The 24,566-nt window shown below is 45.8% G+C and carries 20 protein-coding genes; all 20 read right to left on the bottom strand.

Translation table 11 applies throughout. The features are described 5' to 3' along the window. Positions 1-53: 53 nt before the first annotated feature. Positions 54-1,019: a hypothetical protein gene (locus WBJ53_RS05595; protein ID WP_338875073.1), complete on the bottom strand. Its 966-nt coding sequence runs from the start codon at positions 1,017-1,019 to the stop codon at positions 54-56. Next, complete coding sequence (locus WBJ53_RS05590) at positions 1,016-1,930, bottom strand: NAD-dependent epimerase/dehydratase family protein (RefSeq protein ID WP_338875072.1); 915 nt, start codon at positions 1,928-1,930, stop codon at positions 1,016-1,018. Before WBJ53_RS05590 ends, WBJ53_RS05595 begins: the two co-directional genes overlap by 4 nt. Continuing rightward, a complete protein-coding gene (locus WBJ53_RS05585) occupies positions 1,927-3,141 on the bottom strand; it encodes a glycosyltransferase family 4 protein (RefSeq protein ID WP_338875071.1) in 1,215 nt (404 codons plus the stop codon). Before WBJ53_RS05585 ends, WBJ53_RS05590 begins: the two co-directional genes overlap by 4 nt. Further along, positions 3,138-4,730, bottom strand: a complete 1,593-nt coding sequence (locus tag WBJ53_RS05580) for an alginate lyase family protein (protein ID WP_338875070.1) — start codon at positions 4,728-4,730, stop codon at positions 3,138-3,140. Before WBJ53_RS05580 ends, WBJ53_RS05585 begins: the two co-directional genes overlap by 4 nt. Beyond that, positions 4,727-6,910, bottom strand: coding sequence for a bi-domain-containing oxidoreductase (locus tag WBJ53_RS05575; protein ID WP_338875069.1), 2,184 nt, complete (start codon positions 6,908-6,910; stop codon positions 4,727-4,729). The genes WBJ53_RS05580 and WBJ53_RS05575 overlap by 4 nt, the downstream gene beginning before the upstream one ends. A 45-nt stretch (positions 6,911-6,955) precedes the next feature. After that, positions 6,956-8,053, bottom strand: coding sequence for a UDP-N-acetylglucosamine 2-epimerase (non-hydrolyzing) (wecB, locus tag WBJ53_RS05570; RefSeq protein WP_338875068.1), 1,098 nt, complete (start codon positions 8,051-8,053; stop codon positions 6,956-6,958). Positions 8,054-8,081: 28 nt separating this feature from the next. Continuing rightward, positions 8,082-8,774, bottom strand: coding sequence for a class I SAM-dependent methyltransferase (locus WBJ53_RS05565; RefSeq protein ID WP_338875067.1), 693 nt, complete (start codon positions 8,772-8,774; stop codon positions 8,082-8,084). A gap of 11 nt (positions 8,775-8,785) precedes the next feature. Continuing rightward, positions 8,786-9,925 (bottom strand): glycosyltransferase, encoded by a 1,140-nt coding sequence (locus WBJ53_RS05560; RefSeq protein ID WP_338875066.1) that lies wholly within the window; start codon positions 9,923-9,925, stop codon positions 8,786-8,788. A gap of 15 nt (positions 9,926-9,940) precedes the next feature. Then, positions 9,941-10,939, bottom strand: coding sequence for a glycosyltransferase family 1 protein (locus WBJ53_RS05555; RefSeq protein ID WP_338875065.1), 999 nt, complete (start codon positions 10,937-10,939; stop codon positions 9,941-9,943). Next, positions 10,936-11,907, bottom strand: coding sequence for a glycosyltransferase family 4 protein (locus WBJ53_RS05550; RefSeq protein ID WP_338875064.1), 972 nt, complete (start codon positions 11,905-11,907; stop codon positions 10,936-10,938). Before WBJ53_RS05550 ends, WBJ53_RS05555 begins: the two co-directional genes overlap by 4 nt. A gap of 222 nt (positions 11,908-12,129) precedes the next feature. Then, a complete protein-coding gene (locus WBJ53_RS05545; RefSeq protein WP_338875063.1) occupies positions 12,130-13,386 on the bottom strand; it encodes a hypothetical protein in 1,257 nt (418 codons plus the stop codon). Then, positions 13,365-14,318: a glycosyltransferase family 4 protein gene (locus tag WBJ53_RS05540; RefSeq protein ID WP_338875062.1), complete on the bottom strand. Its 954-nt coding sequence runs from the start codon at positions 14,316-14,318 to the stop codon at positions 13,365-13,367. Before WBJ53_RS05540 ends, WBJ53_RS05545 begins: the two co-directional genes overlap by 22 nt. Before the next feature lie 59 nt (positions 14,319-14,377). Next, the gene (locus WBJ53_RS05535; protein ID WP_338875061.1) at positions 14,378-15,085 is read right to left on the bottom strand and encodes a hypothetical protein; all 708 of its coding nucleotides are present in this window, start codon (positions 15,083-15,085) and stop codon (positions 14,378-14,380) included. Positions 15,086-15,163: 78 nt separating this feature from the next. Continuing rightward, positions 15,164-16,285, bottom strand: a complete 1,122-nt coding sequence (locus tag WBJ53_RS05530) for a glycosyltransferase family 4 protein (RefSeq protein ID WP_338875060.1) — start codon at positions 16,283-16,285, stop codon at positions 15,164-15,166. Next, entirely contained in the window at positions 16,282-17,136 is an 855-nt protein-coding gene (locus WBJ53_RS05525; protein ID WP_338875059.1) for a glycosyltransferase, read from the bottom strand. Before WBJ53_RS05525 ends, WBJ53_RS05530 begins: the two co-directional genes overlap by 4 nt. 8 nt (positions 17,137-17,144) lie before the next feature. Beyond that, positions 17,145-18,446: a hypothetical protein gene (locus WBJ53_RS05520; protein ID WP_338875058.1), complete on the bottom strand. Its 1,302-nt coding sequence runs from the start codon at positions 18,444-18,446 to the stop codon at positions 17,145-17,147. Between the two features lie 19 nt (positions 18,447-18,465). Then, positions 18,466-20,838, bottom strand: a complete 2,373-nt coding sequence (locus WBJ53_RS05515) for a polysaccharide biosynthesis tyrosine autokinase (RefSeq protein WP_338875057.1) — start codon at positions 20,836-20,838, stop codon at positions 18,466-18,468. 47 nt (positions 20,839-20,885) lie between these two features. Continuing rightward, entirely contained in the window at positions 20,886-21,701 is an 816-nt protein-coding gene (locus WBJ53_RS05510) for a polysaccharide biosynthesis/export family protein (RefSeq protein WP_338875056.1), read from the bottom strand. Between the two features lie 89 nt (positions 21,702-21,790). Continuing rightward, positions 21,791-23,071, bottom strand: coding sequence for a nucleotide sugar dehydrogenase (locus WBJ53_RS05505; protein ID WP_338875055.1), 1,281 nt, complete (start codon positions 23,069-23,071; stop codon positions 21,791-21,793). Positions 23,072-23,405: 334 nt separating this feature from the next. Further along, a complete protein-coding gene (gene tgt, locus WBJ53_RS05500) occupies positions 23,406-24,536 on the bottom strand; it encodes a tRNA guanosine(34) transglycosylase Tgt (RefSeq protein ID WP_338875054.1) in 1,131 nt (376 codons plus the stop codon). Positions 24,537-24,566: the final 30 nt, after the last annotated feature.

Below are 24,566 nucleotides of genomic sequence, written 5' to 3'. Positions count from 1 at the left end.
GTCGGCCCGGAAAGGTCGACTCTTTTTCATTATTCATCCCAGCAGTCTGGCCATCAATCACGAAGTTTAATCGTACTAAACAAATACGTGATTCCAAGCAGGCCTAAAATTGTGGCAGCCAGCAAAAGCTGGTTCGGCCAGAACCAGTCCAGCGCATTGAGAACACATCCGTTTATTAGCAATTGAACCAACGCATACAAGGCCGATACGGACAGGTGCGGCCACCGAAGCCGATGCACCAGTTGCTGAAACAGGTGCAGTCGATGAGCCCGAAAAATATTCTGCTTTAGAAGCATACGATGAAGAATGGTCAGTACACTATCCACGCCATACACGGCCAGAAACAGAATGGGCAAACCAGTTTGGACAGCCTGCATGAACTGGACCAGTGCGAACAACACGATAAAAGCCAGTGTCATGCTGCCCACATCTCCGGCAAAGCAAATGGCCTGCCTGCGGGCATTGAAATAGCTAAACACAACTAAGGCTACAACCGTGAAGGGCAAAAGTGCTTCTGTTAAGAACGAAGCCGATACCAACTGGCGCAATCCATACCAGATTGATCCAACCGTAACAAGGCTGTAAAATGCCGTAATCCCGTTTATACCATCCATAAAATTGTAGGCGTTCAGGATTCCAACGCCAATGATTACGACCAACAACGTTGGCCAAACCCGATCGGGCACGACATTGGTCTGATAGAGTAACAGGCCAATAGCGACAAATTGAATACCAATCCGATATCGATTTGGTACGGACACCAGATCGTCGAAGAAACTTATCGCAGCCAGCAGCCCTAGCCCCAGCAGGAAGTAGGGCACATTGGCTTTGTAGTAGCCCCAGGCCAGCATGGCCGCAACCAAAAACAGAATGCCACCACCCCGCACAATGGTTTGTTCAGTATGCGAACTTCGCTCGTTGGGTTTGTCGATAATACCAGCCCGACGGGCAATAAGCAGATAACCCCTCTCGATTGCAGCCAATAGAATCAGCAGCAGAATATAGTCGGAAACAGTCATTGAAAACAATCGAGTACAGCGCGGGGCTTCCAGTTGAGATACCGACGAGCGGCCTGGTCGGAAAAGGTCAGCGAGTTTGTCAGCTTTTGCAGCGCAATTGAGTCAAGAGGAAATTTTCTGCCAATAACCGCATTAATGCCATCGCCCAGGCGAGCAACATGTTTAGCCATTCCGAACGGAACAGTACGGATATGAGTTCGACCAACGCACCGGGCAATAGCCTCTTCGAGATCGTGAATGCTTGGATGGCGCCCATCGGTAAGATTATAGACTCCCCCTACTTCGGCCGCCCGAACGACAACAGCAGCCACATCGTCGGCCCGAACCATACTCCGGCGTGCCGAGCCATTGCCAATTCGCACATAATAACCGCGCCGAATGGCCGTCATCATAGCTGCCAGATTGCCATTGGGTTGGTCGGCCACCACAAGTGGCAAACGCAGAATGGCCGTTCGTACGTTTCGTTGCATTCCCCACTCACGCACAAGCTGTTCGGCTCTTACCTTGCTGGGTCCATAGGCATCTTTGGCCAGTAAGGCTGTGCTTTCATCCAGCAGGTGGCCTTCCTGCCGACCGTATACCAACACTGTGCTTAGGTGCACCACTGCTTTTGGTAATGTGGGCATCTGTTCCAGTGCCGTTAAGAGTCGGGCTGTTCCCTGCACATTTACCCGATCGTAGTCGGCCATTTCCTGTCGATTCTTCGGAATCGAATGCGCTTTGCCTGCTGCATTGATTACATAATCGAACGTCTGATTTTGCAGATTCGGAACCTGCTCAGCCAAATCGCAATAGATATGCCGTTCACCCACAGGTTGCCGCCCAAGGGTTGTAAGAACATGCCTGGCCAGTAATTCTTTTCGAATTCGGCTTCCCAGAAACCCAGAAGCCCCCGTCAGCAGAATAGTCATAAAGCAGGTGCGTCAGCGTGATTTATAGGATAAGCTGCGGTCTTAAGCATCTGCTTTGCCAGAGCCTTCACAATGGTTTTTCGCTGAAACTGCTCCACAAAACGGGTGCGGCAACAGGTTCGGTAAGGCGTAGTGTTCAATTGTACAACCAGACTCGTTACATCGCCGGGGTCGAACAGAATATGGTTGTCGATATAGGTGCGGACAAACTGAGCGGCATAGCCTGCTACGCCCGCCAGAATGGGTTTATCAGTGGCTCCATACTCAAACAGCTTAGAGGGCAAAACACGCCGAAATGCCTCAAGGTCATTCAAATGAACCAATAGGTAATCAGCCGATTGATAGGCATCCAGGAGTGTGGTCCGGTTTACGGGTGTCCGTAATTCCACATTCGTTACTTTGTTTGACCGAATGGCTTCCTCCAGCTTTTTCTTTGCCCCTCCATCGCCAATAATCACAAACCGATACTGGTCGGCCAGCAATCGGGCGGCTTCGGGAATGAGTTTGTGTAACCCTTGTCCTTCGCCAATATTTCCGGCATAGAGAATTGTTTTGCGCCCTGAGTTTCGAGGAGCCGACACTGGCAGATTTAAAAACTCCTCGTCAATACCATTGGTAAAATAACTGAACGTCGCCTGCCGATAGGGGTCAAAATACGACCGAAAGCCTTCCGAAACCAGATTGATATGCGTTGCATAGCCAAACGTATACTGCTCTACCAACCGGAGGGCAGGGTTTAGGACAATCGGCAGAACAGACTTGCCGAACATCTCCAGAATTGTTTCGCGGAATAAGTCCCGAATATCGAGGAATAACGGCCTTTTCTGCCGACGCGCCAGTTGCGCTCCAACAAATGCCGTAAACAATCGCGACGACGAGGCCACCACCAGATCATACGACTCCGTTTTTGTCAGTTGCCGGGCTGCCCGATAGTAGCTCCAGAACGACCTTATCTGATCGGTAAGGCCACTGGCATGAGCAGGAACGGCAACACGATCAATACGAACCCGAGCCCCCGATTCACATTGCCATTCCTGATAGGGTAATGCAATTTGTTTGAACGACTGATAGCGATTGGGCTGCGTTGTCACCACATGAATCGTGTCGTTCATCTGAAGCTGGCTGGCCAGTTCCCGAATTAAAGGAGTATTACGAAACGAACCTGCACATAAATCGGGTTCGTAGTAAAACGTTAAATATAGTACGTTCATTCATCAATGGTTACGGTAGTATTCAGGTATTTTTCGAATGCAATTTCAAGGCAGTGGCCTATTCGAACTTGATTAAACCCTTCCGACATCGGATACGATGTCAATGACAAAGTGGGTACGTTTTCGGAAATGAACGTTACTTCTACCGGCCCCGCCCTAACCGAATCGTTGGTTTTCGTAACTGCTATAGCCGGATGGAAATACAGTCGGGCAATACCCGAGATCGATGCTCCGTGTCTTTTTCGGTCACTTACAAGTCGATCGAATACACTAATCCGGTTAGAATTTATATACCAGGATCGTTCATGGCTGATACCAATAAAACCGTATCCATCGTGGCAGGCCGATAGCCGATCAACTGTGTCATCCTGTAGCATTACATGAGCCCGGCGTCCCACGCGAAACCCGCTCCATACCTCCGATGAATTCTCACCCATTACGCTAACAGTATTGTGAGCGGCCGTACTTCGTTCCCAGCTCCGGCGTACACCAATTTCATACGTTGTTACACCAGGATCAATTATAACCGGCTGCCCGTTTACATACAGCACAAATGAAAACGTATCTGCGTGCGCGTGTCCCGGCTGATGATCAGGTCCAACAGCGCCAACGTCGATAAAAAGCTCATAAAATTGACGACGAAACATCCGGTAGCCACTATCGATACCCTTGCCAGGGGTTGGCACTGAATAACTGGGCAACAGTTGTAAAGCCTTTTTCCGAATTTGCGCAGTAGTCGGCGCAATATTCTGCGATGCGTCATTGACCAATGGAACATCGCCATTCGAAAACGTTATCGAGTTTAACCAGCAAAGCATTCTGACTGCCTTTTCCGACATAAAACTGACCAGCGTATCATCATCATACCAGTTATTTCCGCGCAAAGCCAGTATGGCATCGAGCAATCGATCCAGAACAATCTGATGATACATTGGACTACGCTCATGATGAGCGCCATCGGCCAGAATTTGTACAGTCAGCTCCTGCCGAATCAGCTTGGTGGCCCGGTAAAACCAGTTCTGATCCCGAAAAAAAAGTCCGCCGGTTAATAAAGCAAACCCGTTCTCCAGCAAATGATTGCCCGCCAGATGATACTCCAGACGTCGGTTTACCAGGTCAATCTGAGCAGCTAAATGTCTGTTTATGGGTTCATCCGTAATCTCATGTCTACTCAGAAATTGTATCCAGTTGATAATCCGTAACGATGTTGGATAAGGTTCCAGCCCATCGTTGATCGAATTGGTCTGTGCAATAAACTCCCGAATTAAGGATAGGCCCTCTTCAATCGTTATGGTGGGCTGATTGAGGAAATCGAAATACGTCAGGTTATAGGTCCAGAGCTTTCCTTTCAACCCACAGTTCCAGTCGATGGCCTCATCAAATTCGATGGGCTGGTTCAGGAACGTAAATCGTCGGCCGGCATAGGAAACAGGCTTATCGGCCTGAGGCACCTGCAGAAAATAACCAGCAGGTACACGTTTTGGAAAGCGTAGTTTTGCCCGACCGCGAAATTGCTTAACTACCTGATAATATAGCTGCTGGAAACGCAAATGCCGGACCGTTCGCCAAATAAGCCCTAGTCTGCTCATGTAGTCGGGGCTAAAACCAGATTGGGTAGAACACCTATTGCCCCAACATCTACCCAACAACCTTCGCGCAGGCTATGCAAAGCGCCCAGTGTTGTTTGGGTAGTATTAATTAGCTCGGTAAATGGAATTAGTGCTTCTTCCGAATTTCGACTTCGCAGGTGGCCAATCAAGCGTTTCATTTGTTCTTTATGGCCTTTGTCCTGCTGTCCCGACAGGCCCGAAAACCCCCGAAATCCATAGCCGGTCAGTTTACGGAAGTTATCAAGAACCAGCGTGCGCTCCTGCGAATAGACTTCTACACGCTCTTTGGCATAGGTTTTATGGCCATTGGCAAAATAGTTGACAACCCCAGTTGCTCCGTTTGCATACCGTAAGAGTAACGAAGCCGAATCTGTGGTTTCAGCCGGATGTTGGCCCATTGCGTTCATGCATACACGAACCACACGACTTCCGGTCAGGAACGTAATCAGATCGATCAGGTGGCAGGCTTCGCCCAGAATTCTGCCGCCACCCACTGCCCGGTCATGCACCCACGAGTTATCCGCAATAGTGCCGGCATTCATTGTTGCTACAACATTCATTGGAACCTGACCAGAACATTGCCCACCCAATAGCGCCTTCATTTTCAACACATAAGGCGAAAACCGGCGATTAAATCCAACCAGTATGAAGCGGCCCGATTTCTGTTGAGCCTGAATTATTGGCTGAATTTCTTCGTCATAAATTGCCAGTGGTTTCTCAACAAAAACATGCTTTTGTGCCTCCAGTGCCTCTATCGTTAGCTGGGCATGACTATTATGCCGGGTTGCGATAATGCACAAGTCAATTTCAGGATCGTTCAGAATCTGGCGGTAATCGGTTGTACTTTGGCCTATTCCATATTTTTTTGCCAGTAAGGTCGCATTCAACCCTCCTGCACTTGCAATCGTTTTTAAGTTGGCACCCGATGCTTTCAGCGCTGGCAGTAGCATTGCATTGGTAAAGTTACCCGCACCGATAAGGCCAACCGTACCACTGGATTCGCCATAACTCGTTTCCTTCAGGATAACTATTGGAGCAACATGACCCGAATCGGTATAATGCATCAACGACGCAATTCGCGACGATTGCCTCTGATCGATTGTGCTGTAGATCGTATTGAATTCGGCAAACGGTACTGTTTCAGTAATAAACGGTTTGACGTTCAGCCGACCGTCGGCCATTAACTGCAAAATTGTTTGAAAATTGCGATTTTCGGTCCACCGCACGAATGGCAGCGGATAGTCGTGGCCCTGTCGTTCATACAAATCATCGTATCGGCCAGGGCCATATGAGCAGGAAACCTGTAGAGACAATTCCTTTTCGTAGAACTCTGCCCGGCTAAGATTGAGCCCTACCACCCCAACGAGCACAATACGCCCGCGTTTTCGGCTCATTTGGGCAGCCTGCGCAACCAGCTCATCTGTTTTGGCCGAAGCCGTAATCAGGACACCATCGGCACCAACCCCGTTCGTACTGGCAAGTACGGCTTTCACCGGATCGGTTCCCAGCGCCGAATTAAATGCCGTGATACCCAGTTGCCGGGCCAGTTCGAGTTTAGGCTCATCGACATCCAGCCCAATAACCCGGCAACCATTCAATCGCAATAGTTCGACCGTTAACAAGCCAATTAAGCCTAATCCGATCACAACAATTGTCTCGCCCAGAGTAGGGTTTATTAAGCGAATGCCTTGGAGGCCAATGGCACTAATGACGGTAAAAGCAGCATCGTCGTCGCTAACTTCGGCGGGTATGGGCGCAACCAGATTTCGGGGTACACAAACCACTTCGGCATGGGCTCCATTTGATACAACCCGATCGCCAATGCGTAAATCCGTTATAGCCTCTCCTACTGCCATTACGGTTCCAACATTGCAGTACCCAAGCGGGAGTGGCTGATCGAGCTTCCGAAACACGGCTTCGAGCGTTGGCATCAATCCGTCGCTTTTTATTTTGTCGAGAACCTGCCTCACTTTGTCGGGTTGCTGCCGTGCTTTCGCAAGTAGGCTGGCCCGGCCAAATTCAACCAGCATCCGCTCAGTTCCCAACGATACCAACGATCGGCAGGTCCGAATCAGCACCTGCCCCCGGCCAACCTGTGGTATCGGCACATCTTCGAGCAGGGTTTCGCCCGTTTTCAGGTTTTGTATCAATTGTTTCATTACGGTGGAAATAAACAGAGTGATAACAGGTAGATTGCCTTCTTATTATCGCTCGGTTTGCAGGAGTATGTTAGCAATCCGACCAGCAGCCTGCCCATCCCATAAGGGCGGTATGGAACCAGTTCTGACGGTTCCGGCCAGAATGGTTTTGACTGTTTCCGATACAGTTTTAGGGTTCAGATCGGCCAGCAATTGATTTGTTCCTAACTCAACAGTAACGGGCCGTTCGGTAGAGTCACGAAATGTCAGGCAAGGAACCTGCAAGTAGGTTGTTTCTTCCTGAATACCGCCCGAGTCGGTAATGACAACAGCCGCATATTCCATCAAATTCAAAAATTCCAGATAGCCTTGAGGCTCAAGCAGGCGCACGGTCGAACTAGCTCGCAGGCGGTCCATTAAGCCCAGTTTTGTTAAGTTGGCCTCGGTTCGGGGATGAATAGGGAACAGTAGGGGTAGCTGATCGGCTATTTTTTCTGCAATCTCAACAATAGCCAGCAAGCCCGTTTCTGTATCAACATTAGCCGGACGGTGCATGGTCATGAGTCCATAACTACCCGGAGTAAGCCCTAACCGGCAAACAGTATTCAGGTCATGCGCTTTTTGACGATAATACACCAGCGAATCGATCATGGCATTGCCAACAAAGTGAATTTTCTCATTGGGCACGCCTTCCCGTTTCAGATTATCGAGCCCCGCCTGTTCAGTCACAAACAATAAATCGGCAATGGAATCGGTCAGAATCCGGTTGATTTCTTCGGGCATTCGCCGGTCGCCGGAGCGCAGTCCGGCTTCTACGTGCGCCACTCGAACGCCCATCCTGACGGCAACCAGCGCACAGGCAATGGTACTGGTCACATCACCTACCACAACTACCCAATCGGGCTTTTCGATAGATAGAGTTCGCTCAAACTTGAGCATGATTTCGGCCATTTGCTCCGTCTGCGTTCCCGTAGCTACGCCCAGATAGTAGTCGGGATTGGGCAATTCCAGTTGATTGAAGAAGATATCGCTCATACGCGCATCGTAATGCTGCCCTGTATGAACAATTTTCGATTCAACGGTGACTTGCTGCAAAAAGGCACGATGTAGTGGAGCAGCCTTCATAAAATTGGGCCGCGCTCCAACAATTGTCAGAATTTTCACGGTGGGTACCTACTTCATTGCTAATGGTCTACCGTTTCCGGTAAACCCCAACAAACAGATTGTTGACGTATTTTTTGGGCAATGCGAATTTTAATACACGCGATACCGGATCATGACCAGCGAAATACTCCGTTTCGACAAGATCAAAACCCAATGCACCAAGCTGCTGATTAAAATTTGTCACCGTTGAGACGTTATGTATGTAGGAAAAGTATCGTGGGAAGCCAGTCAGCCTGAACATAAATCGTTCAAGATGCCGATAAAAGCTGGTCTGATTAGGCATCGAAACGATAAATAAACCATTGGTTTTCAGCACCAAACGAACCTGCTGCAACAATGCAGGCATATTGGCTATATATTCGAACAGACTGGAAGCAATCACTACATCCTGCCCAGCGTAGCCAGTAGTATTGGTCAGTGGCAGCGCCTGAACCTCAAAGCGAGCGGTTGTCAGTGGTTGTTTCTGGGTGGCTAACCGAATCATTTCCGGAGAGCCATCGATTCCAGTTACAGAGCATCCTTTACGGGCCAGATAATGACTAAAAATGCCCGATCCACATCCAATATCCAGCACATTGTCGGTGGGGCTGATGTACCGCTCAAAGAGACGAGTCCAGACGGCAAACCGCTCCGAAAAAGCCTTCGACACAGCATATCGCTGATCAAATTCAGTGGCAATTTCAGTATGAAAATCAATGGCATTCGTGGTAGCTTTATTCACGATTGTATCAATCAGGAAAAAAGAAGGCGGTATTTTTCGGCAAACGATTCTGAATTCATGTATGTATCGGCAACTGTACGAGCAGCTTGAGACATTACAGAATACGTTTCCGTATCAATCTCCATTGCCTTCTTTATAGTATCGAGCCAGTGCCGATCGGTTAATGGTATATCCCAGCCAGCCTGTTGCTGCTCTAAATTTCGCCACTGGGTTTGATCGCTGATCAACACAGGCAAACCGACCGAGAACGCTTCAAAAATGGCATGGCCAAAGTTTTCGCCCCGCGTTGGCAGAATAAAATAATCGTAATCGGCCAGCACCCGGCTGATCTGACTGTGCTCAGCAACCCCTTTATAGCGCACAGTGCAGGAATCAGCAACAAGGCTAAATTCTTTTTGGCATATCTGCCAATAGTTCAGATCGTCGATAGGTCCATAAATATCCAGTTCAATTCCTTCAGCGGTTTGTAATTTCAGTACATTAGCCAGAAAATCGAGTCCTTTTTTAGGCGTTATGCGCGACACGAAAATGAACCGGGCTTTACCTTTTTGCTTAAGGGCTACGGTTCGTTGTGTTAACTGCTCCGGCGTATCAGGGGCAAGCACGACCGGTACTAAGCCTATTTGAGACTTTGGAAAAAAAGAACGGATTGCTTTTAGCTCATTTTCATCAGTAGCATGCCATTTAATCTGGCTCTTAAATACCCTTTTTATCAGCTGCAAAAAGGGATATTTTTTGTAATACTTTAGCCGTAAGGCACCTTTATGTAATTCGCCACGCGGAGCAATTATAAATCGTTTTCCGGTTATCCAGGCCATAGAAAGCAGCTTTATCGAAAACTGTCCGAACAGGCTGTTAGCATAAATGAAATCGAACGACGGTTCCTGTACCAGACGATAAATCGAACGCATCGTTAGTTTCGCTGGCGAGCAATACATAATCTGATAGCCGTCTTTACATAACCATGTATCCGGTGCAATACCATCATAAGGCTGCGTATCCAGAAAATCCCGATCGCGTGTTACGACAAAAATGGAATAGTAGGGCTGGAGAATTATAATTAGGTTTTTTACGGACTGAACGGGTCCTCCCGACTTGAAACCGGGGAGAAAGTATTCAATAAAAATCAACAGCTTGGGTTTTGTTATCACGTTTAGGGTCGCCTATTAAGAACTGAGTTTAGCATACAATACTTCATACTGAGCAGCCACCTTTTCGACCGTGTACGACTGAGCATTCTCCAGTCCATATCGGATCAACTCAGCGCGATATTCCGAATTGTGCCAAACCTTCAATATACCTTCACGAATGGCGCTAACATCAGTAGGATCGACGTAACAGGCGGCTTTTCCCCCTACTTCAGTCATTGGACTACGATTACTGGTAACAACAGGTCGCCCAACGGCATTAGCTTCCAGAATAGGCATCCCAAACCCTTCGTAGAGAGACACGAATGTGACCATGTCACAGACTGAGTAGAGCTGCATAATAGCTGTCTGGTTCAGATTCAAATAATTTTCATACGCTATATGACGAGCCCGAAGCCTGTTTGTCATTTTATCTGACAATGATCCAACAATAATTAGTCGGCAGGGGAAATGCTCTATGGCTTCGATAAGGCGTAATATGTTTTTGTGCGGAGCCGTACCTATCTGCAACAGCACCGGGCCTTCCTGATTGAAACGGCGGGGCTGGTACGTAAAAAATGGCGCGTAGGCATTAGGCACTACCATTATTTTCCTGCCCACTTTCCCCACATAATGAATAAGCTCCTGCCGTGTCTTTTCTGAGATAGCGGTTATAACTGCAGCCCGACGAATGGGGATGTAATACCAAAGTAGCCAGAATAACGCATAGCGCACTGGATTGCCTTTATGCTTATCTAGTAATACGCAGTCGTGAAAGGTAAGAATAGTGCGCGACCGTGGCAATGCCAGAGCGGCATAATAAACATCACCAGTAATATGAACCAAGCCGCCAACGTTTTGCTTCGCCAGAAACCGAAGATTTTGCCAGACCGAACGCAAACCCCGACTGATATGCGGCAACTGAACAGCCGTAGCCGTTAAAGATGGAAGTTGGTTCACTTCATCATAAATGGCATTGAATAATGTTTCAATGCTATGCCCTGTACCGGAAGCCCTGAAAACATACGTTATTCTCATTCTGTCGATATATTTTCTTTACGGGCAATATCCTCTAAAGCCGTTGTAACCTGTTGGTAGTAGTTCTCCCACGTATACTGTTCAGCTACGCGCCGAGCCACTGCTCCCAGCCGATTAACTTCCGAGCGGTTAGTATAGAAATGGAGAATTTTAGTGGCCATTGCCGATTCATCGCCCGCAGGAATAACAAAACCGCCCCCTTTCAGAACAGCATCTTTAGAGCCGGTATTTTCGCTAACAATTACCGGTGTTCCGCAAGCCATTGCTTCCAGCACGACTTGCCCCCAACTATCCAGATACGAAGGAAAAACGAAGACATCGGCCTGCTGATAATAACGAACCAATTCGTCGTGGTGCAGGAATGGAAGATGGCGAACGGCACCAGTACATTGCATCAATAAATCCTTACCATCGCTAACGGGGCCAATTAGTATCAGCTCGGCATCAGGTAAAGCTAGTTGACGAAAGACTTTCAGTACTAAATCGATGCCCTTCCGATAGCACACTTCACCAACAAAAAGGACCCTGAATGGGCCACCCAATGGTTTTTCTACAGGTGTGAATTTCTGCACATCAATGCCCAGGTTAACTTCGTGAATGCGGGAACGACAGATGCCATTTTCGGTCAGGCTTTGGGTTGCAAAACTGGAGAGGGTTAGTATGTAGTCTGTGGCATCCAGTGCAGCCTGTTTTCGTTGATTAATATATTCGGTTTGCTCCCTGGTAAGGCCATTAATTCTGAAGTTCGTTCCTATACTGTCGATTAAGTTATGATGCACCTGAGCCAGATCCAGTATAGTAACCTTTCCTAACTGCTTTGCGGTCTGAAACGTGATCAGATTAGAATTTTCGTAACCAATAATCATGTCAAACGACTCAGTTCTACGTATCTGCCGGGCAACCCAACGGTCAAAAAGTGGAAAAGCGATACGCATAATTCCAAACTCATGACGAAGTAGTTTAGCCATTGCAAATGCAAACGGATATGATCGAATTTGTTCTAAAGGAATTCCGATGAACTCATGCTTCCGCAGCTGATGAAATAACCTGGGCCAGGGGCGGCTCAGCCGTAAATAAGCATTAGCCGCAAACCCGGTATAAAACTGAGTCAGCCAACCCTGCTTTACTAAGGCAATCAGTAATCGATTTACATGTTGTTTTTTTACATGAGTAACTATTATCCTCATTTATCACAAATCGTTTTGGCGTAGGTAGTAGCTACGGTCCAGATAGATCCACCCCATCACGGAGTAAAAAACTACATTTACGTTATAGACCGTCGCCGAATTAAAGACCAGTAGATATACCAGTATTGCACCGAACAAGGCCGGGATTGTTGACCGGCGTGCCAATAGCCCCCATAAGAACAGCCGTACAAAGAATAATAGAAAGCCCCCTTCCAGAACAATCCGCTCAGGTTCTTCTTCATAATAGCCATACTCCTGCAAATAAATCGACTCGCCAAACAGGGCCTTAGCTCCCTGATAGGTCCCGCCCAGGCCTGTCCCAAACAGTGGATATGCGCCCCGGAAATCAATGATTTCCAGAATCTGACCAAAAACCCGATCTTCAGTTTCTCCATCTTCTAAATGCGCTACAATCCGGTGGTTAATGCCAGCATAAGCTTCCTCCACCAACGAAACATCGATATACTGACTTATCAACAGAAAAAGACCACCCAAACCAGCTAGTCCTATAACAGTACGCACATCAGTAATCGTGGAAAGAAACGAACAACCGACCAGAATGACGAGCATAGCCAATAAGCCCCGCGACCCTGTCATGGGGGCTATAACGGCGCAGGCAATCAGAATGGTAACTATAAGTAGTACAGATGCTTTCATCAGCCGTAACCCCCACACCCAGAAGCCAAAAAATGTAAATAGCGCCGTAAGGCCGCCGATATAGCTATAAGTACCAGTGATACGCACCCGTTGCACAGCATATAACGTAGCCACTCCGCCCGACTCCGATGTATCGCGCACGTACTTGTTGATAAAACTGTTGGCGGGCGACATAAACTGAATAACACCTAATCCTAGTTCTATCAGAATAATGATCAGAAAAAGCCGATTCATCCGCTCTACCGGGAATGCCTCCCGGTCGTCCATGTACACAAGCAATGGGAGGTATACACCTATATGAAGAAAATAGCCTATTAGCCCATGAAATGGCGTTTGAGCTAATGGATTAAATGCCATAGCAATTAACAGCAGACTATAGCCCCCCATTACCACTCTGGTGAAGTAGCTGGCAGGTTTCGTTTTGGCTAGCAGAGCAAACAGAACAGGCATCCCGATCTGAATTCCCAGTAGTAAATTTGCCGTCAGACCGTCTGTCAATATCCATTTCCGAATAGCCCCATTGAAGGTAACATAGAGAAAGAAAATGGTTAGCAACCGAATGTTATAGGTTTGCCGCTGCTTCAGTAGTTCTTCTTCTTCCATACGGCTTCTTCGATGATTGTTAAAAAACGAGCGGCAACAATTGGTCGGGTATGCTGCTCAAGATGGTGCCTCGCCTGCTGTCGATACATTTCTACCCATTCTGGCTCTTGTAAAGCCTTAGCCAACAGGTCTGCTAATGCATCGCTATCTTCCATGGGAAACGTAACACCACAAGGCCCAATCGCTTCGGGAAGCCCCCCCGCCTTTGAGCCAATTACAAAACAGCCGCAGGCAATACCTTCCAGCGCAACAATACCAAACGGTTCTTCATACACGGACGGAATTAGCAATATCTGGGATTGGTTTAACTCCTCTACCAATGTTTTCCCCTGCAAAACACCAGCAAACTGCACCTGTTGATGCAGCCCCAAATCATGTACTTGTTTTTCGAGTAATGAGCGTTCAGGTCCATCGCCAATAATGGTCAATGTGGGCATAAGATCTGTTCGCTGGCGTAATTTGGCCAGCGATTGTAGCAAAACAGACACTCCTTTATCGGAGACTAAACGCCCTAAAAACACCAGTTCTTTAGATCGTTGCTTATTAGTTTGGCCGATAAAAACGGTATCGTTATATGGATTACTCAGTGTATAACAGTTTCTGTAGTGTTGGGCAATAAATTTACTACAACCCATATTCACAGTAGCCCTTCGGGATACAGCCCATTTTAAGCGACCAGTTAGCGATGTGGCTGGATAAAGATTATGGTGCGTTAATACTAAAGGATTTTGTACGAATAAATAGGGCAGTATGCCTTTCAAACTAATGTTGAATTGCACAAATGCATCAGCCCACCGTATATGTCGAACAGTTTGCCAAAATCCGGGCTTTCTGACTACCTCGAACGAAAAAGCGTCAGGCTCTCTGGCAGGGGTTAGTGTTAACACACGTATAGAATGGCCCAGTTGGCTTAGTTCGGTAGCTAAATCCATAACCACATTCTCTAGTCCGCCAACCATAGGGTAAAAATTGGGCGCGTAAAAAACCAACTTCATGCCACACGTTTATTAGCCCGAAAAAACAGCCAGGATTGATTGCCTCTAAATTCGTTGAGCATGTAAGTCCTAAATCGTTGTGTCCAGCGGGGCAGCGCAGTGTTGTTCAGTTGTTTTTTTGTATCTGGATTGATCTCTTCTACTGTATGCGAGTTTTTGAAGCGATTCATCAGCAATGACCTAACGCCTTCCACTTGTTCAGGATGAAGCTCGACCAACATATCACAATTGAGCAGGTCGGGCAGAGCCACTGGATCAAGTAAACTAGCCTCTCCCCCTTCAATATCTACAATCAGAAAACCTCGTTTCTTGGACAGCACCTCAAGCAGGTCAGTGCAGTCGCAAAATCCTTTAATAGTTATATTCTGCACACCATTGCGTTGGGCCAGCATATGGATTTGCTTTTGTCCACGAGGAGTTGCTTCGAACGCAACAGTCGGGATAGCATTCTGAAAAATATACTTTGTTACGCCAACTGCATAATAGCCTTCGGCGGCTCCAATGTCCACAAAGAGATCGTAATCTGAATAATGCACTGCCTGAAGTACTGGCCATAATTCACTCTCATAAGAACCAGTCAGCTTAGGAACGATTACGCTACCGGTGCTTTGTGCGATGTAATGCATACCAGAAAAAGGTCCGGTCAACACATGCTTAGGCAGTAATGCAGCCAGTATGGTCTGAGGCACTGTGATATTGGCCATGTAGCGGATTCTATATATTCCATATCTGATGATCCGCCTGAAAATATTCATAGCTTAGCGAGCATTTCAAATTGATTTTCAAGAACATAGATCCACATAGCGTTGGTATGTGGCTTCCCAGCTCAGATGTCGGTAAAAAAACTGGCTAATGGCTTCAGGCTGTTGCTGGCTATTAAGTATGCTAAGTAAGCGTTCTGCAATCTGAACAGGCTGCGAAGCATCTTCCAGAAACACCCCTGGTGTTTGTTTCAACAAGGCGTTATTCATATCCCCTCTGGTGCCTACTACAGGTAGCCGGGCCAGCAAAGCCGCAGCCAGCGATGTACTTTTATTACTGGTTCCTCCTTCAAAAACGTTAGTTACGGGATCGGGTAAAAAGAAAATATCACTGGCCCGTAACATCCGGTAGACCTCCGCATTAGGCAAATAACCTGTTTCATAAACATTATCCCGAATCTGGTTGTAAATAGGTTCCAGTTCTTTTGAAATTTGCAACTTTCCACAAATCAGCAATTTTGTTTCTGGATGACGTTTACATACTTCATAATATACCTTAATTAGTAAATTATGATTACGAATTCCAAACGTGCTTAGTATGTCTTCATCTTTCGGAGCTATAACTTTTCGGATTGCAATAATATCTTCATCAGATACCTGAACAGGTAAAATGTTAGACCCTATAGGAATTAAATGAATAGATTTACGTGAATATTTTTCCAGCAATAACTTATAGAAATCGATACTGGTAATAATAACGTCTGCTATCTGTAACAAAAAGAAACAAATGACTCGCTGTATAAAGGCCATTATCCAATATTTAATTGGCCAATAAGTCATACGCACATATACCTCATGGAAAGTAATACTGATTTTGACTCCATATCGCTTACACATCAACAACAGTAACGGTATCCAAATTGGCATTGCCCACTTACTAAAGGAGTTAGGAACATATTGTAAGAACAGCCAATCTGGTTTATGTATAGAAAGAAATTTATTAAGAGTCAGGCAGGATTGAAAGTTCCATGTATTGATAAATGGATAAACCTCCGATTGATTTTCATATAGATGTGTATTCTTCTTGCAAATAACCAACACATCATGCCCATTTTTTTTAAACTCAGTAGCCAGATTAAATGAATAGTCTCCTACGCCATCTACTGCGGGCGGAAAATTATTTGTTAATATAGCGACTTTCATCTCTTAACTAATTTTTCACCTTCGAACATAGTTTTCTTGATAAAATAAGGAATACCTAAAGAGACATACAAAAAATTATAAAAAAATGATTTCAATTTCATATTTCTAGCGCTAACCAGCATCTGGTAGGTATAAGGATGAAAAGCAAATTTTATCAAATTTTTATTTACATATAAATAGTTATGTTTACTTACATATACAAACCAGTTATCAATAGATTTAAAAATATTTTTTACTTTATGATTAAAAGTTGCTATTCTAACTGGGTGTATAACGACGGCTTCGGAAACGAAAACAACCTCACATACTCGTTTAATTCTTAGATATAAATCCTGATCTTCGCGAGCGGCTAAAAAAAAATCCTCATCAAAACCTGATATACTTTCGAACAAGCTCTTTTGTAAACAAATATTGGCAGACCAGAAACATCCACCGGTAATATTTATTGGGCATTCTGCCATATCCTCATCTAGTTTCTCCCATGAATCAGGAACAATCTTACCTTCCAAAGCCCGCACATTTTCTTGACCATCAATTACATTCTTATAACCTATTAACAAATCTGGCGTAGAAATACAATCATCATCTATAAAAACCAGCCATTCGCCCTTTGCTAATCGAGCTCCGTTATTCCTATTAGATGCGGGGCCACGGCCAGGCCCCTTAACCCAACGTACCCACGGATAAGCTTCATTTACTAATTGTTTAGTGAGTCCATCTTCTCCATCATCAGAAACAATTACTTCGTATTGCGATGTATCTAACATTTGGATGCAAGGCGTTAAACTGTCCAAACATTTTATCAAAAAATCACTTCGATTATAGGTGGGAATAATTACGGAGAAGATCATAAATCAAATTAGAAGTAAAGGCTAGTATTATTACCTCTTATCCCAACCATGAGAATAAATATATTACTTAACAAAGAGACAGTCGACAAATAGACAGATAATACTACAACGCTATGAGTGGTGCTTAAATCTGCGTTACGTATATAAATCAGTTGAACAGTTAGTAAAACAAAAATGTTTATCAGTGCCAGATACCCTCTATTAAATTTTCTAGCAATAATAATAGCCCATAGAATTCCGGCCACATAATTAATAGCAGCAACACAAATAAATAAGAGTATCTCGTCTTTAACAGAAAAGAATTTAGAACCTAGCATCCATATAAAAAAATCTTCCTTATAATAGGCAATTACTACAAGAGGGAAAACCAAAGAAGTAGATACAATAACTATTAAGATAGCACGTTTCAACACTTCTTCAGTATTACTACGAGCAAAATAAGGCAATAACACAATTGAAGTAAAAGGAGTAAATAGCGAAAAAATTTGCGACAATCTACCAAGTGCTCCTATCTCAGCCACATTAGTAGCTTTACCAAAATAGCCTGATAAGAAAATAGTCATTTGTCCTTGTATAGCATAAAAAGCTACCATAGGCATAACAGGCCACACTGTTTTGAAAATTTCTCTAATTTTATCGGGATTGGCTTTCCGGACAGGCTCAAAATAAGCAAGTGCATACTGTCGTACCCAAATGGCATTTACCATAAAAGCTATTGTAGCGATAAAGACTGCCTGAATTGCGTTTAATTCAAGAGAATAATACAACAAAAAGGCAGCAATTAATCTAATAAATGCAGCTGTTACTTGCGTGCGATAATAGGAAAGCAGATCTTTTTTCATTTGTAAGATTGCCGAATAATAGCCTATCATACTTTGCGCATAAATACCAAGAAGAACAAGTCCATAAATAATCCATAAATCAGAACCCCAGTTTTGCTTTTGATAAAATATAGCTACAGCAATAGAGCCGATAAATGCACTAACAATAAAAAACCGGTCTTTAAATCTCTGTATTCCGGCCACATATTGCCCAATTAACTTTCTATCGTCAACCCTGTCACCAATCAAGCCTAACAAACTGCCTCCTAAGCCAAGGTCTCCTAAAATACCTAAGGTTGCCTGTAAACCCATTGCCAGACTAAATTTTGCCTGCTCGTCAATACTTAACCAGCGTAACAGAAAAAATCCATTTAACACATTCAATAGCTGCAACAACCCTTGGCCAGTTACATATTTATACACCAATCCGACCCGACCACGATGCTGGTCGAACTGATGACGCCAGGAAATTGAACCGGAGGGTAACATAGGTTTTTTGTGGCTATTACTATTTCCAGAATCTCGACAAAACGCCCACTCCTTTTCTTACTACGGTCTTTACGGTTTTTTTCTCTTCATCGTAGTAGCCAGTCTGATAGCCATAGCCATATTCTGAACCATAGCCATAGTTGTATTCATAATCTTTCTTCGTCACAATACCATTGATGAGCAGACTCATGTTACGGAAGCGCTTTTCCTGATACAGCGTCTCAATGGTTTTCAGGTAGGCCTTGTTCGTATACAGGTGCCGGAGAATATAAATTGTAGACGTGGTATAAGGAGCAACACTATATGCATCGCTAAGCAAGCCAACCGGTGGCGTATCGGCAATGACGACATCGAACCCTTCGCGCAGTGCCGCAAACAACTCGGCCATACGCTTACTGCCGAGTAGTTCGGAGGGGTTAGGTGGTAACAAGCCGCAGGGAATAAAAAACAGATCGGGGTAGTTGGCTATCGGCTGTATAATCTGCTCCAGCGTTGCCTGACCAATCAAAAAATTCGACAGCCCTATTGCCGACTTTACCCCCAGGTATTTATGTAGTTTAGGCCTTCGTAAATCAAGCTCAAGCAGGATAGTACGCCGTCCTGTTATGGCCATACTGGCTCCCAGATTCAGCGAAATAAACGATTTTCCTTCGCCACTTACACTCGATGTAATCAACAGTACCTGATGGTTTTCATCATCATCGGGTGCCAGAAAATGAATATTAGCCCGTAATGCCCGTATCTGTTCAGACAACATCGAACGGCTCGATGGGCTTACCTCCAGAGGTGATTTTATATCGGCCAGAACCACCTCCCCAATAATAGGAATCTGGGTTATTTCTTCTATCTCAGCTTTGCGCGTTACTTTGTTATTCAGAAAATCCAGCAGCCACAGCAAGCCAATCGGAACCAAAATTCCAACTACCAGCGCAAACAGATAATATGCGCTTTTACGAGGTTTAATTGGCTCCAGATTGCTTTTAGGTGCATCAACAATCCGCAAATCAGACACAGCAGCCGCCAGCGAAAGAGCCGTTTCTTCGCGCTTCTGCAGCAAATAGGTATACAATTCCCCTTTTATTCCCTGTTGCCGCGATATGTCGAGCAATACGCGCTCTTTCAGCGGAATCGTCTGAATAACGGCTTCAACCTTCCGCGTCGAAGCCAGAATTTTGCTGCGTGTATTGAGCAGAATCTGGCGAAGCGACTGCGTATTATCAGAAATATTGGCTTTCACTAACCGAATCTGATTGTCGATCACCTGTACAGCCGCACTCCCCTCAGGTGCAGACCGAATCAGTTTTTCGCGCTGAATTTCCAGATCCAGCAAATTCCCCAGCAGCCCGGTCAGAACCGGATTTTCGAGGCCTAATGTAGCAGGTGCCAGATTACCCTTGTCCGACTTGCTGGCAATGTATCGTTCAATCTCGTCTAATGCGCCCAACTGAATCGTTACCTGACTAAGCTGTGTATCGTTCTCATGGACTTTGTTCAGAAAAACGGTCGATTCGGCGCTCAGGTCGACAATGCCCGAACGGGTTTTATAATTCTGTATATTTTTTTCGACGTCGGTCAGTTCCCGTGAAATAATAGTCAGTCGATCATTGATAAATCGCAGCGTATTTGAGGCCGTTCGATTCTTGTATTCCAGCGATGACAGATCGTACCAGTGAATGAGCCGATTGATGAACGCGACTCCCCGTTCGGGGGAGGTATCTTCGAGGTTGATCCGCAACACAAACGACGACCGGCTGGCCTGCGTAATTTTAAGTCGGCCGATATAGGATTTAATGGCCTCCTCTTTGCTGGTAGTTGTCAGCAAAATATGCGCATAAGGATGCACAGCCGCCGAATTCCGGCGAATCAGAATACGTCCTAATACGGTGCTGACGGGCCGGTTGAATGGATAGGTTACGTCGTTAATTTTCAGTCCTCCCGGCACTAGTTCAGCTTCGGCTTCTTTACCAAACTCCTGTTCGTTCGGAGCCAGCAATGTGATCAGCACAGGCGAACGCTTATAGATGTCGCGCGTATGAAGTCGTTCTTTAATCGCATAGTTAACATCCAGATTCAGGTCATTCACAACTTTTTCGGCCAGTGTGTATGACTTCAGTATTTCTATTTCATCTTCAATATTTTTTGAGGGTGAAAAGATATCGAGTTCACGCAGAATGTCTTCTTTCGCTGGCGAGCCACTGTTATCTTCCATATTGATCAACAGGCTCGACTGAATGCTATAAACAGGCTTAATGCTTGTCAGAATCAGGTATGTCGTTCCAATACTGAGTAGTATGGCCAACACAAACCAATACCAGTTCTTCAGGTATTTGACAATCAAAAACTTAATATATTCCTGCCCAAACTGCCCTTTTCCCTGTAAACCGGTCTTCATGGTTGTTTATCTATAACTAGGCTTCGGCACATGCATTTGTTATTTTTCTATCGACGAAAAAACAGTACAGCGATGGTTACCAGCAGCGATGTACCGGAGAAAATGGTGGGCAAAAATGGAAATACCCGACCCGCCTGTGCCTTCTTCGATTTTTTAGGCTCGATGTAGATCATATCGTTGGGTTGCAGATAGTAATAGGGCGACCGAAACACGCTCCGATCCTGTAAATTCACTTGCCCAAACTCCCGCTTGCCAGCACGCTGCCTGATTACCAGTACATTTTCGCGTTTCCCGTAAATAGTCAGATCGCCCGCCAGGCTGATAGCTTCGGGAATTGTCATCTGTTCCCGGCTAACATTCAGCACAACGGGCCGGTTAACTTCTCCCATTACAGTTACCTGAAAATTGATAACCCGCACCCGCACAAACGGATTGTTAGCCTGTTTGCTCAACTGACTAGCCAGCAAGTCGGCGGCCTCGAAGGTGGTCAGGTTTCGGAGTTGCACACGACCCAAAACCGGAAAATTAATATAGCCTTTGGCATCGACCAGATAACCGGCAAGTTGCTTTGTATCAGGGTTATTGGTCATGTTTGCAACCGTTGTCTGAAGGTGCGGATTGAGGAGTGCATCCAGTTCTTCATTGAGCGTGGCCACATTGATAGTCAGTTCAGTACCTGGCTGAATCCGAAAAGGAGGTATGCTATCGACGGCCATAGTGCCACTATCGCCGGGCATGGCCTGAAAGTAGGCAATCGCATCTCTTTTTTGCTTAACGGGTTGTTGCGCAAAGCAACCTGCGCTCAACGCCCAGCCACTAAGACAAGCAAAAAAAGTATTCCAGTAAGTACAAGTACGGTTCATCCAGGCGACAGGCAATCCGGTAAATTTGTTGGCTGTGTGAGGATTAATAGACTGAAAAGTTGACGGCGAGTCACAGTTTAGTGACAAAATCAGATGCGTAAGGTAGCAACAGACCGGTCCAGCACGGCCTTTAGATCAAAAATGACGCTGTTGCTATCTTTTGTCAGACTATGCATGTCCATCATTCGAAATTCCTGATGGGCCACTGCTACCACAATACCATCGTATGCCTGTTCCGTCGGTTTTTCGATGAGCTGAATTCCAAATTCATGGTCCACCTCGTCAGCTACAGCCCACGGATCGTAGACGTCTACCTCAATTCCAAAGCTGCTCAGTTCACTGATTATATCCGGCACTTTAGCATTACGGATATCAGGGCAATTTTCTTTAAACGTTACTCCCATCACCAATACCCGACTACCTGCCAGATAAATACCGTGCTGGCTCATTTTCTTTACCAGCTTATTGGCCACATACAGCGGCATATCGTCGTTGACGCGCCTACCCGACAAAATCACCTGTGGGTGGTAGCCCAGGCTCTGCGCTTTATGAGCCAGATAATAAGGATCTACGCTGATGCAGTGGCCACCAACCAGACCGGGTCGAAAATTCAGAAAATTCCACTTGGTTCGGGCCGCTTCCAGCACATCGAGGGTGTCGATACCCATTCGGTCGAAAATCAGCGCCAGCTCGTTAACAAACGAGATATTCACATCGCGCTGAGCATTCTCGATGGCTTTGGCAGCTTCGGCCACTTTAATTGTAGGTGCCAGATAGGTTCCTGCTTCAATGATGGAGCTGTAGAGTCGATTAACAAAATCGGCTGTTTCTGGCGTTGAACCAGATGTAATTTTGAGAATTTTCGTCAACGTCCGTTCCTTGTCGCCAGGATTGATCCGCTCGGGCGAATAGCCACAGAAAAAATCAGTATTAAAAACCAGTCCGCTAGCTTTTTCCAGCACCGGAACACATTCTTCTTCCGTACAACCGGGATAAACTGTTGATTCATAGACCACAACATCACCTTTTTTCAAAAGTTTGCCAACCGTCTTCGACGCTCTTAACAGAAATGTCAGATCAGGATTTTTGTAGGAATCAACGGGGGTAGGAACCGTTATAATAAAAACGGTGCAGGGTTGCAGTTCTGCTGGGTCGGTTGTAAACCGGATATGTCGGCTGGCTCTGAAATCATCGGTACTAGCTTCGCGGGTCCGGTCATAGCATCCCTGCAACTCCTCAACCCGCCGACTATCAATGTCAAAGCCTACTGTTTGATACTGTTTACCAAATTCAAGGGCAAGCGGTAATCCCACATAGCCTAAGCCAATAATGCCAACCCTTACATTGGTTTTTGTTTCTGATGAATGCATGTGTACCCGTTGTATTACTGAATTTATCGGATAGTTACCAATAACTCTATCCAAACACAACCGGCAACCGTAGTGGTTTATCGTATGACTTGGCCAATACTGCTTCTAAATCAGGGCGATCAGCATCGCTCTACAACCCAACACACAAGCGGGGCATAGTACAATTCTTATAGATAAAGCAAGTTACGGATGCCGAACGCAATGTTTGGGCAGTCAACAAATATACTATTCAACTCAAATAATACATAAAAGGAGACACAATACTACCTATTGAGCCTGTAACATCCAGGTATCTTTCCTGACCCATCCTGACCGATTAACTCGCTCAACCAGCTTACAATCGCTGCATAAATTGACCGATTACGTCGTTTTTCCAGGACACGTAATTTCCCGTTTCGATATGACTTCGGGCTTGCCGTACCAGCCATAAATAGAAGGTCAGATTTTGTAAAGTAGCAATTTGCCCGGCCAATAGCTCTTCTGCCTTGAACAGATGGCGTAAGTAGGCTTTCGAATAAAACGTGCTGGCGTAGCCACCCAATCCCGGATCGATTGGGTTAAAATCGCGGCTCCATTTTTCATTTTTAATATTTATAACTCCTTCCGTCGTAAACAGAATACCATGCCGGGCATTACGGGTCGGCATTACACAATCGAACATATCGACACCAAGTGCAATTGCTTCCAGAATGTTAGCGGGCGTTCCAACGCCCATCAGATAGCGGGGTTTATCGGCCGGTAGAATACCATTCACTAACTCAATCATTGCATACATCTCTTCGGCGGGCTCGCCTACCGCCAACCCCCCAATTGCATTGCCTTCCCGCTCTTTAGAGGCTATCACTTCGGCCGATTGTCGGCGCAGATCGGGATAGGTGCTTCCCTGAACAATGGGGAACAGTGTCTGACGATACCCATACAGCCCTTCAGTTTCGTCGAAACGATTAATGCACCGATCCAGCCAGCGGTGGGTCATGTCCATCGACTGACGGGCATAGCTGTATTCGCAGGGGTAGGGTGTACACTCATCAAAAGCCATGATAATATCGGCACCAATTGTTCGCTGGATATCCATGACCCCTTCGGGTGTAAACCGATGGTTCGAGCCGTCGATATGCGATTTGAAGGTTACGCCTTCTTCCTTAATTTTCCTCGTATTAGAGAGAGAATATACCTGATAGCCTCCCGAATCGGTAAGAATTGGCCGACGCCAGCCATTGAATGCATGGAGCCCACCCGCCTGTTTCAACACATCGAGACCCGGACGCAGGTATAAGTGATAAGTATTACCCAAAATAATTTCGGCATTTATATCGGTTTCCAGTTCCCGTTGATGAACAGTCTTTACCGTTCCTGCCGTACCAACCGGCATAAAAATTGGCGTCTGAATAGGCCCATGATCGGTCGTCAGCGTACCCGTGCGCGCTTTCGACTGCACATCCTGAGCAGAAATTGAAAAAGTCATACGACAAAGATACGGGGCGCGGGGCAAGGG

Origin of the sequence: Spirosoma sp. SC4-14, assembly GCF_037201965.1 — a bacterium.
In the GTDB taxonomy this organism is placed as follows: domain Bacteria; phylum Bacteroidota; class Bacteroidia; order Cytophagales; family Spirosomataceae; genus Spirosoma.
The sequence above is the reverse complement of the archived record's forward strand: the minus strand, read 5'-3'. Positions and strand labels throughout refer to the sequence as shown.

Coding starts and splice junctions, on each gene's coding strand:
- tgt (WP_338875054.1), bottom strand. CDS start 24,536: ATGACTTTTTCAATTTCTGCTCAGGATGTGCAGTCGAAAGCGCGCACG.
- WBJ53_RS05515 (WP_338875057.1), bottom strand. CDS start 20,838: ATGAAGACCGGTTTACAGGGAAAAGGGCAGTTTGGGCAGGAATATATT.
- WBJ53_RS05550 (WP_338875064.1), bottom strand. CDS start 11,907: ATGGCTAAACTACTTCGTCATGAGTTTGGAATTATGCGTATCGCTTTT.
- WBJ53_RS05575 (WP_338875069.1), bottom strand. CDS start 6,910: ATGAAACAATTGATACAAAACCTGAAAACGGGCGAAACCCTGCTCGAA.
- WBJ53_RS05520 (WP_338875058.1), bottom strand. CDS start 18,446: ATGTTACCCTCCGGTTCAATTTCCTGGCGTCATCAGTTCGACCAGCAT.
- WBJ53_RS05535 (WP_338875061.1), bottom strand. CDS start 15,085: ATGGCCAATATCACAGTGCCTCAGACCATACTGGCTGCATTACTGCCT.
- WBJ53_RS05595 (WP_338875073.1), bottom strand. CDS start 1,019: ATGACTGTTTCCGACTATATTCTGCTGCTGATTCTATTGGCTGCAATC.
- WBJ53_RS05530 (WP_338875060.1), bottom strand. CDS start 16,285: ATGAAAGTCGCTATATTAACAAATAATTTTCCGCCCGCAGTAGATGGC.
- WBJ53_RS05585 (WP_338875071.1), bottom strand. CDS start 3,141: ATGAACGTACTATATTTAACGTTTTACTACGAACCCGATTTATGTGCA.
- WBJ53_RS05525 (WP_338875059.1), bottom strand. CDS start 17,136: ATGATCTTCTCCGTAATTATTCCCACCTATAATCGAAGTGATTTTTTG.
- WBJ53_RS05540 (WP_338875062.1), bottom strand. CDS start 14,318: ATGGATTTAGCTACCGAACTAAGCCAACTGGGCCATTCTATACGTGTG.
- WBJ53_RS05555 (WP_338875065.1), bottom strand. CDS start 10,939: ATGAGAATAACGTATGTTTTCAGGGCTTCCGGTACAGGGCATAGCATT.
- WBJ53_RS05510 (WP_338875056.1), bottom strand. CDS start 21,701: ATGAACCGTACTTGTACTTACTGGAATACTTTTTTTGCTTGTCTTAGT.
- WBJ53_RS05580 (WP_338875070.1), bottom strand. CDS start 4,730: ATGAGCAGACTAGGGCTTATTTGGCGAACGGTCCGGCATTTGCGTTTC.
- WBJ53_RS05545 (WP_338875063.1), bottom strand. CDS start 13,386: ATGGAAGAAGAAGAACTACTGAAGCAGCGGCAAACCTATAACATTCGG.
- WBJ53_RS05590 (WP_338875072.1), bottom strand. CDS start 1,930: ATGACTATTCTGCTGACGGGGGCTTCTGGGTTTCTGGGAAGCCGAATT.
- WBJ53_RS05505 (WP_338875055.1), bottom strand. CDS start 23,071: ATGCATTCATCAGAAACAAAAACCAATGTAAGGGTTGGCATTATTGGC.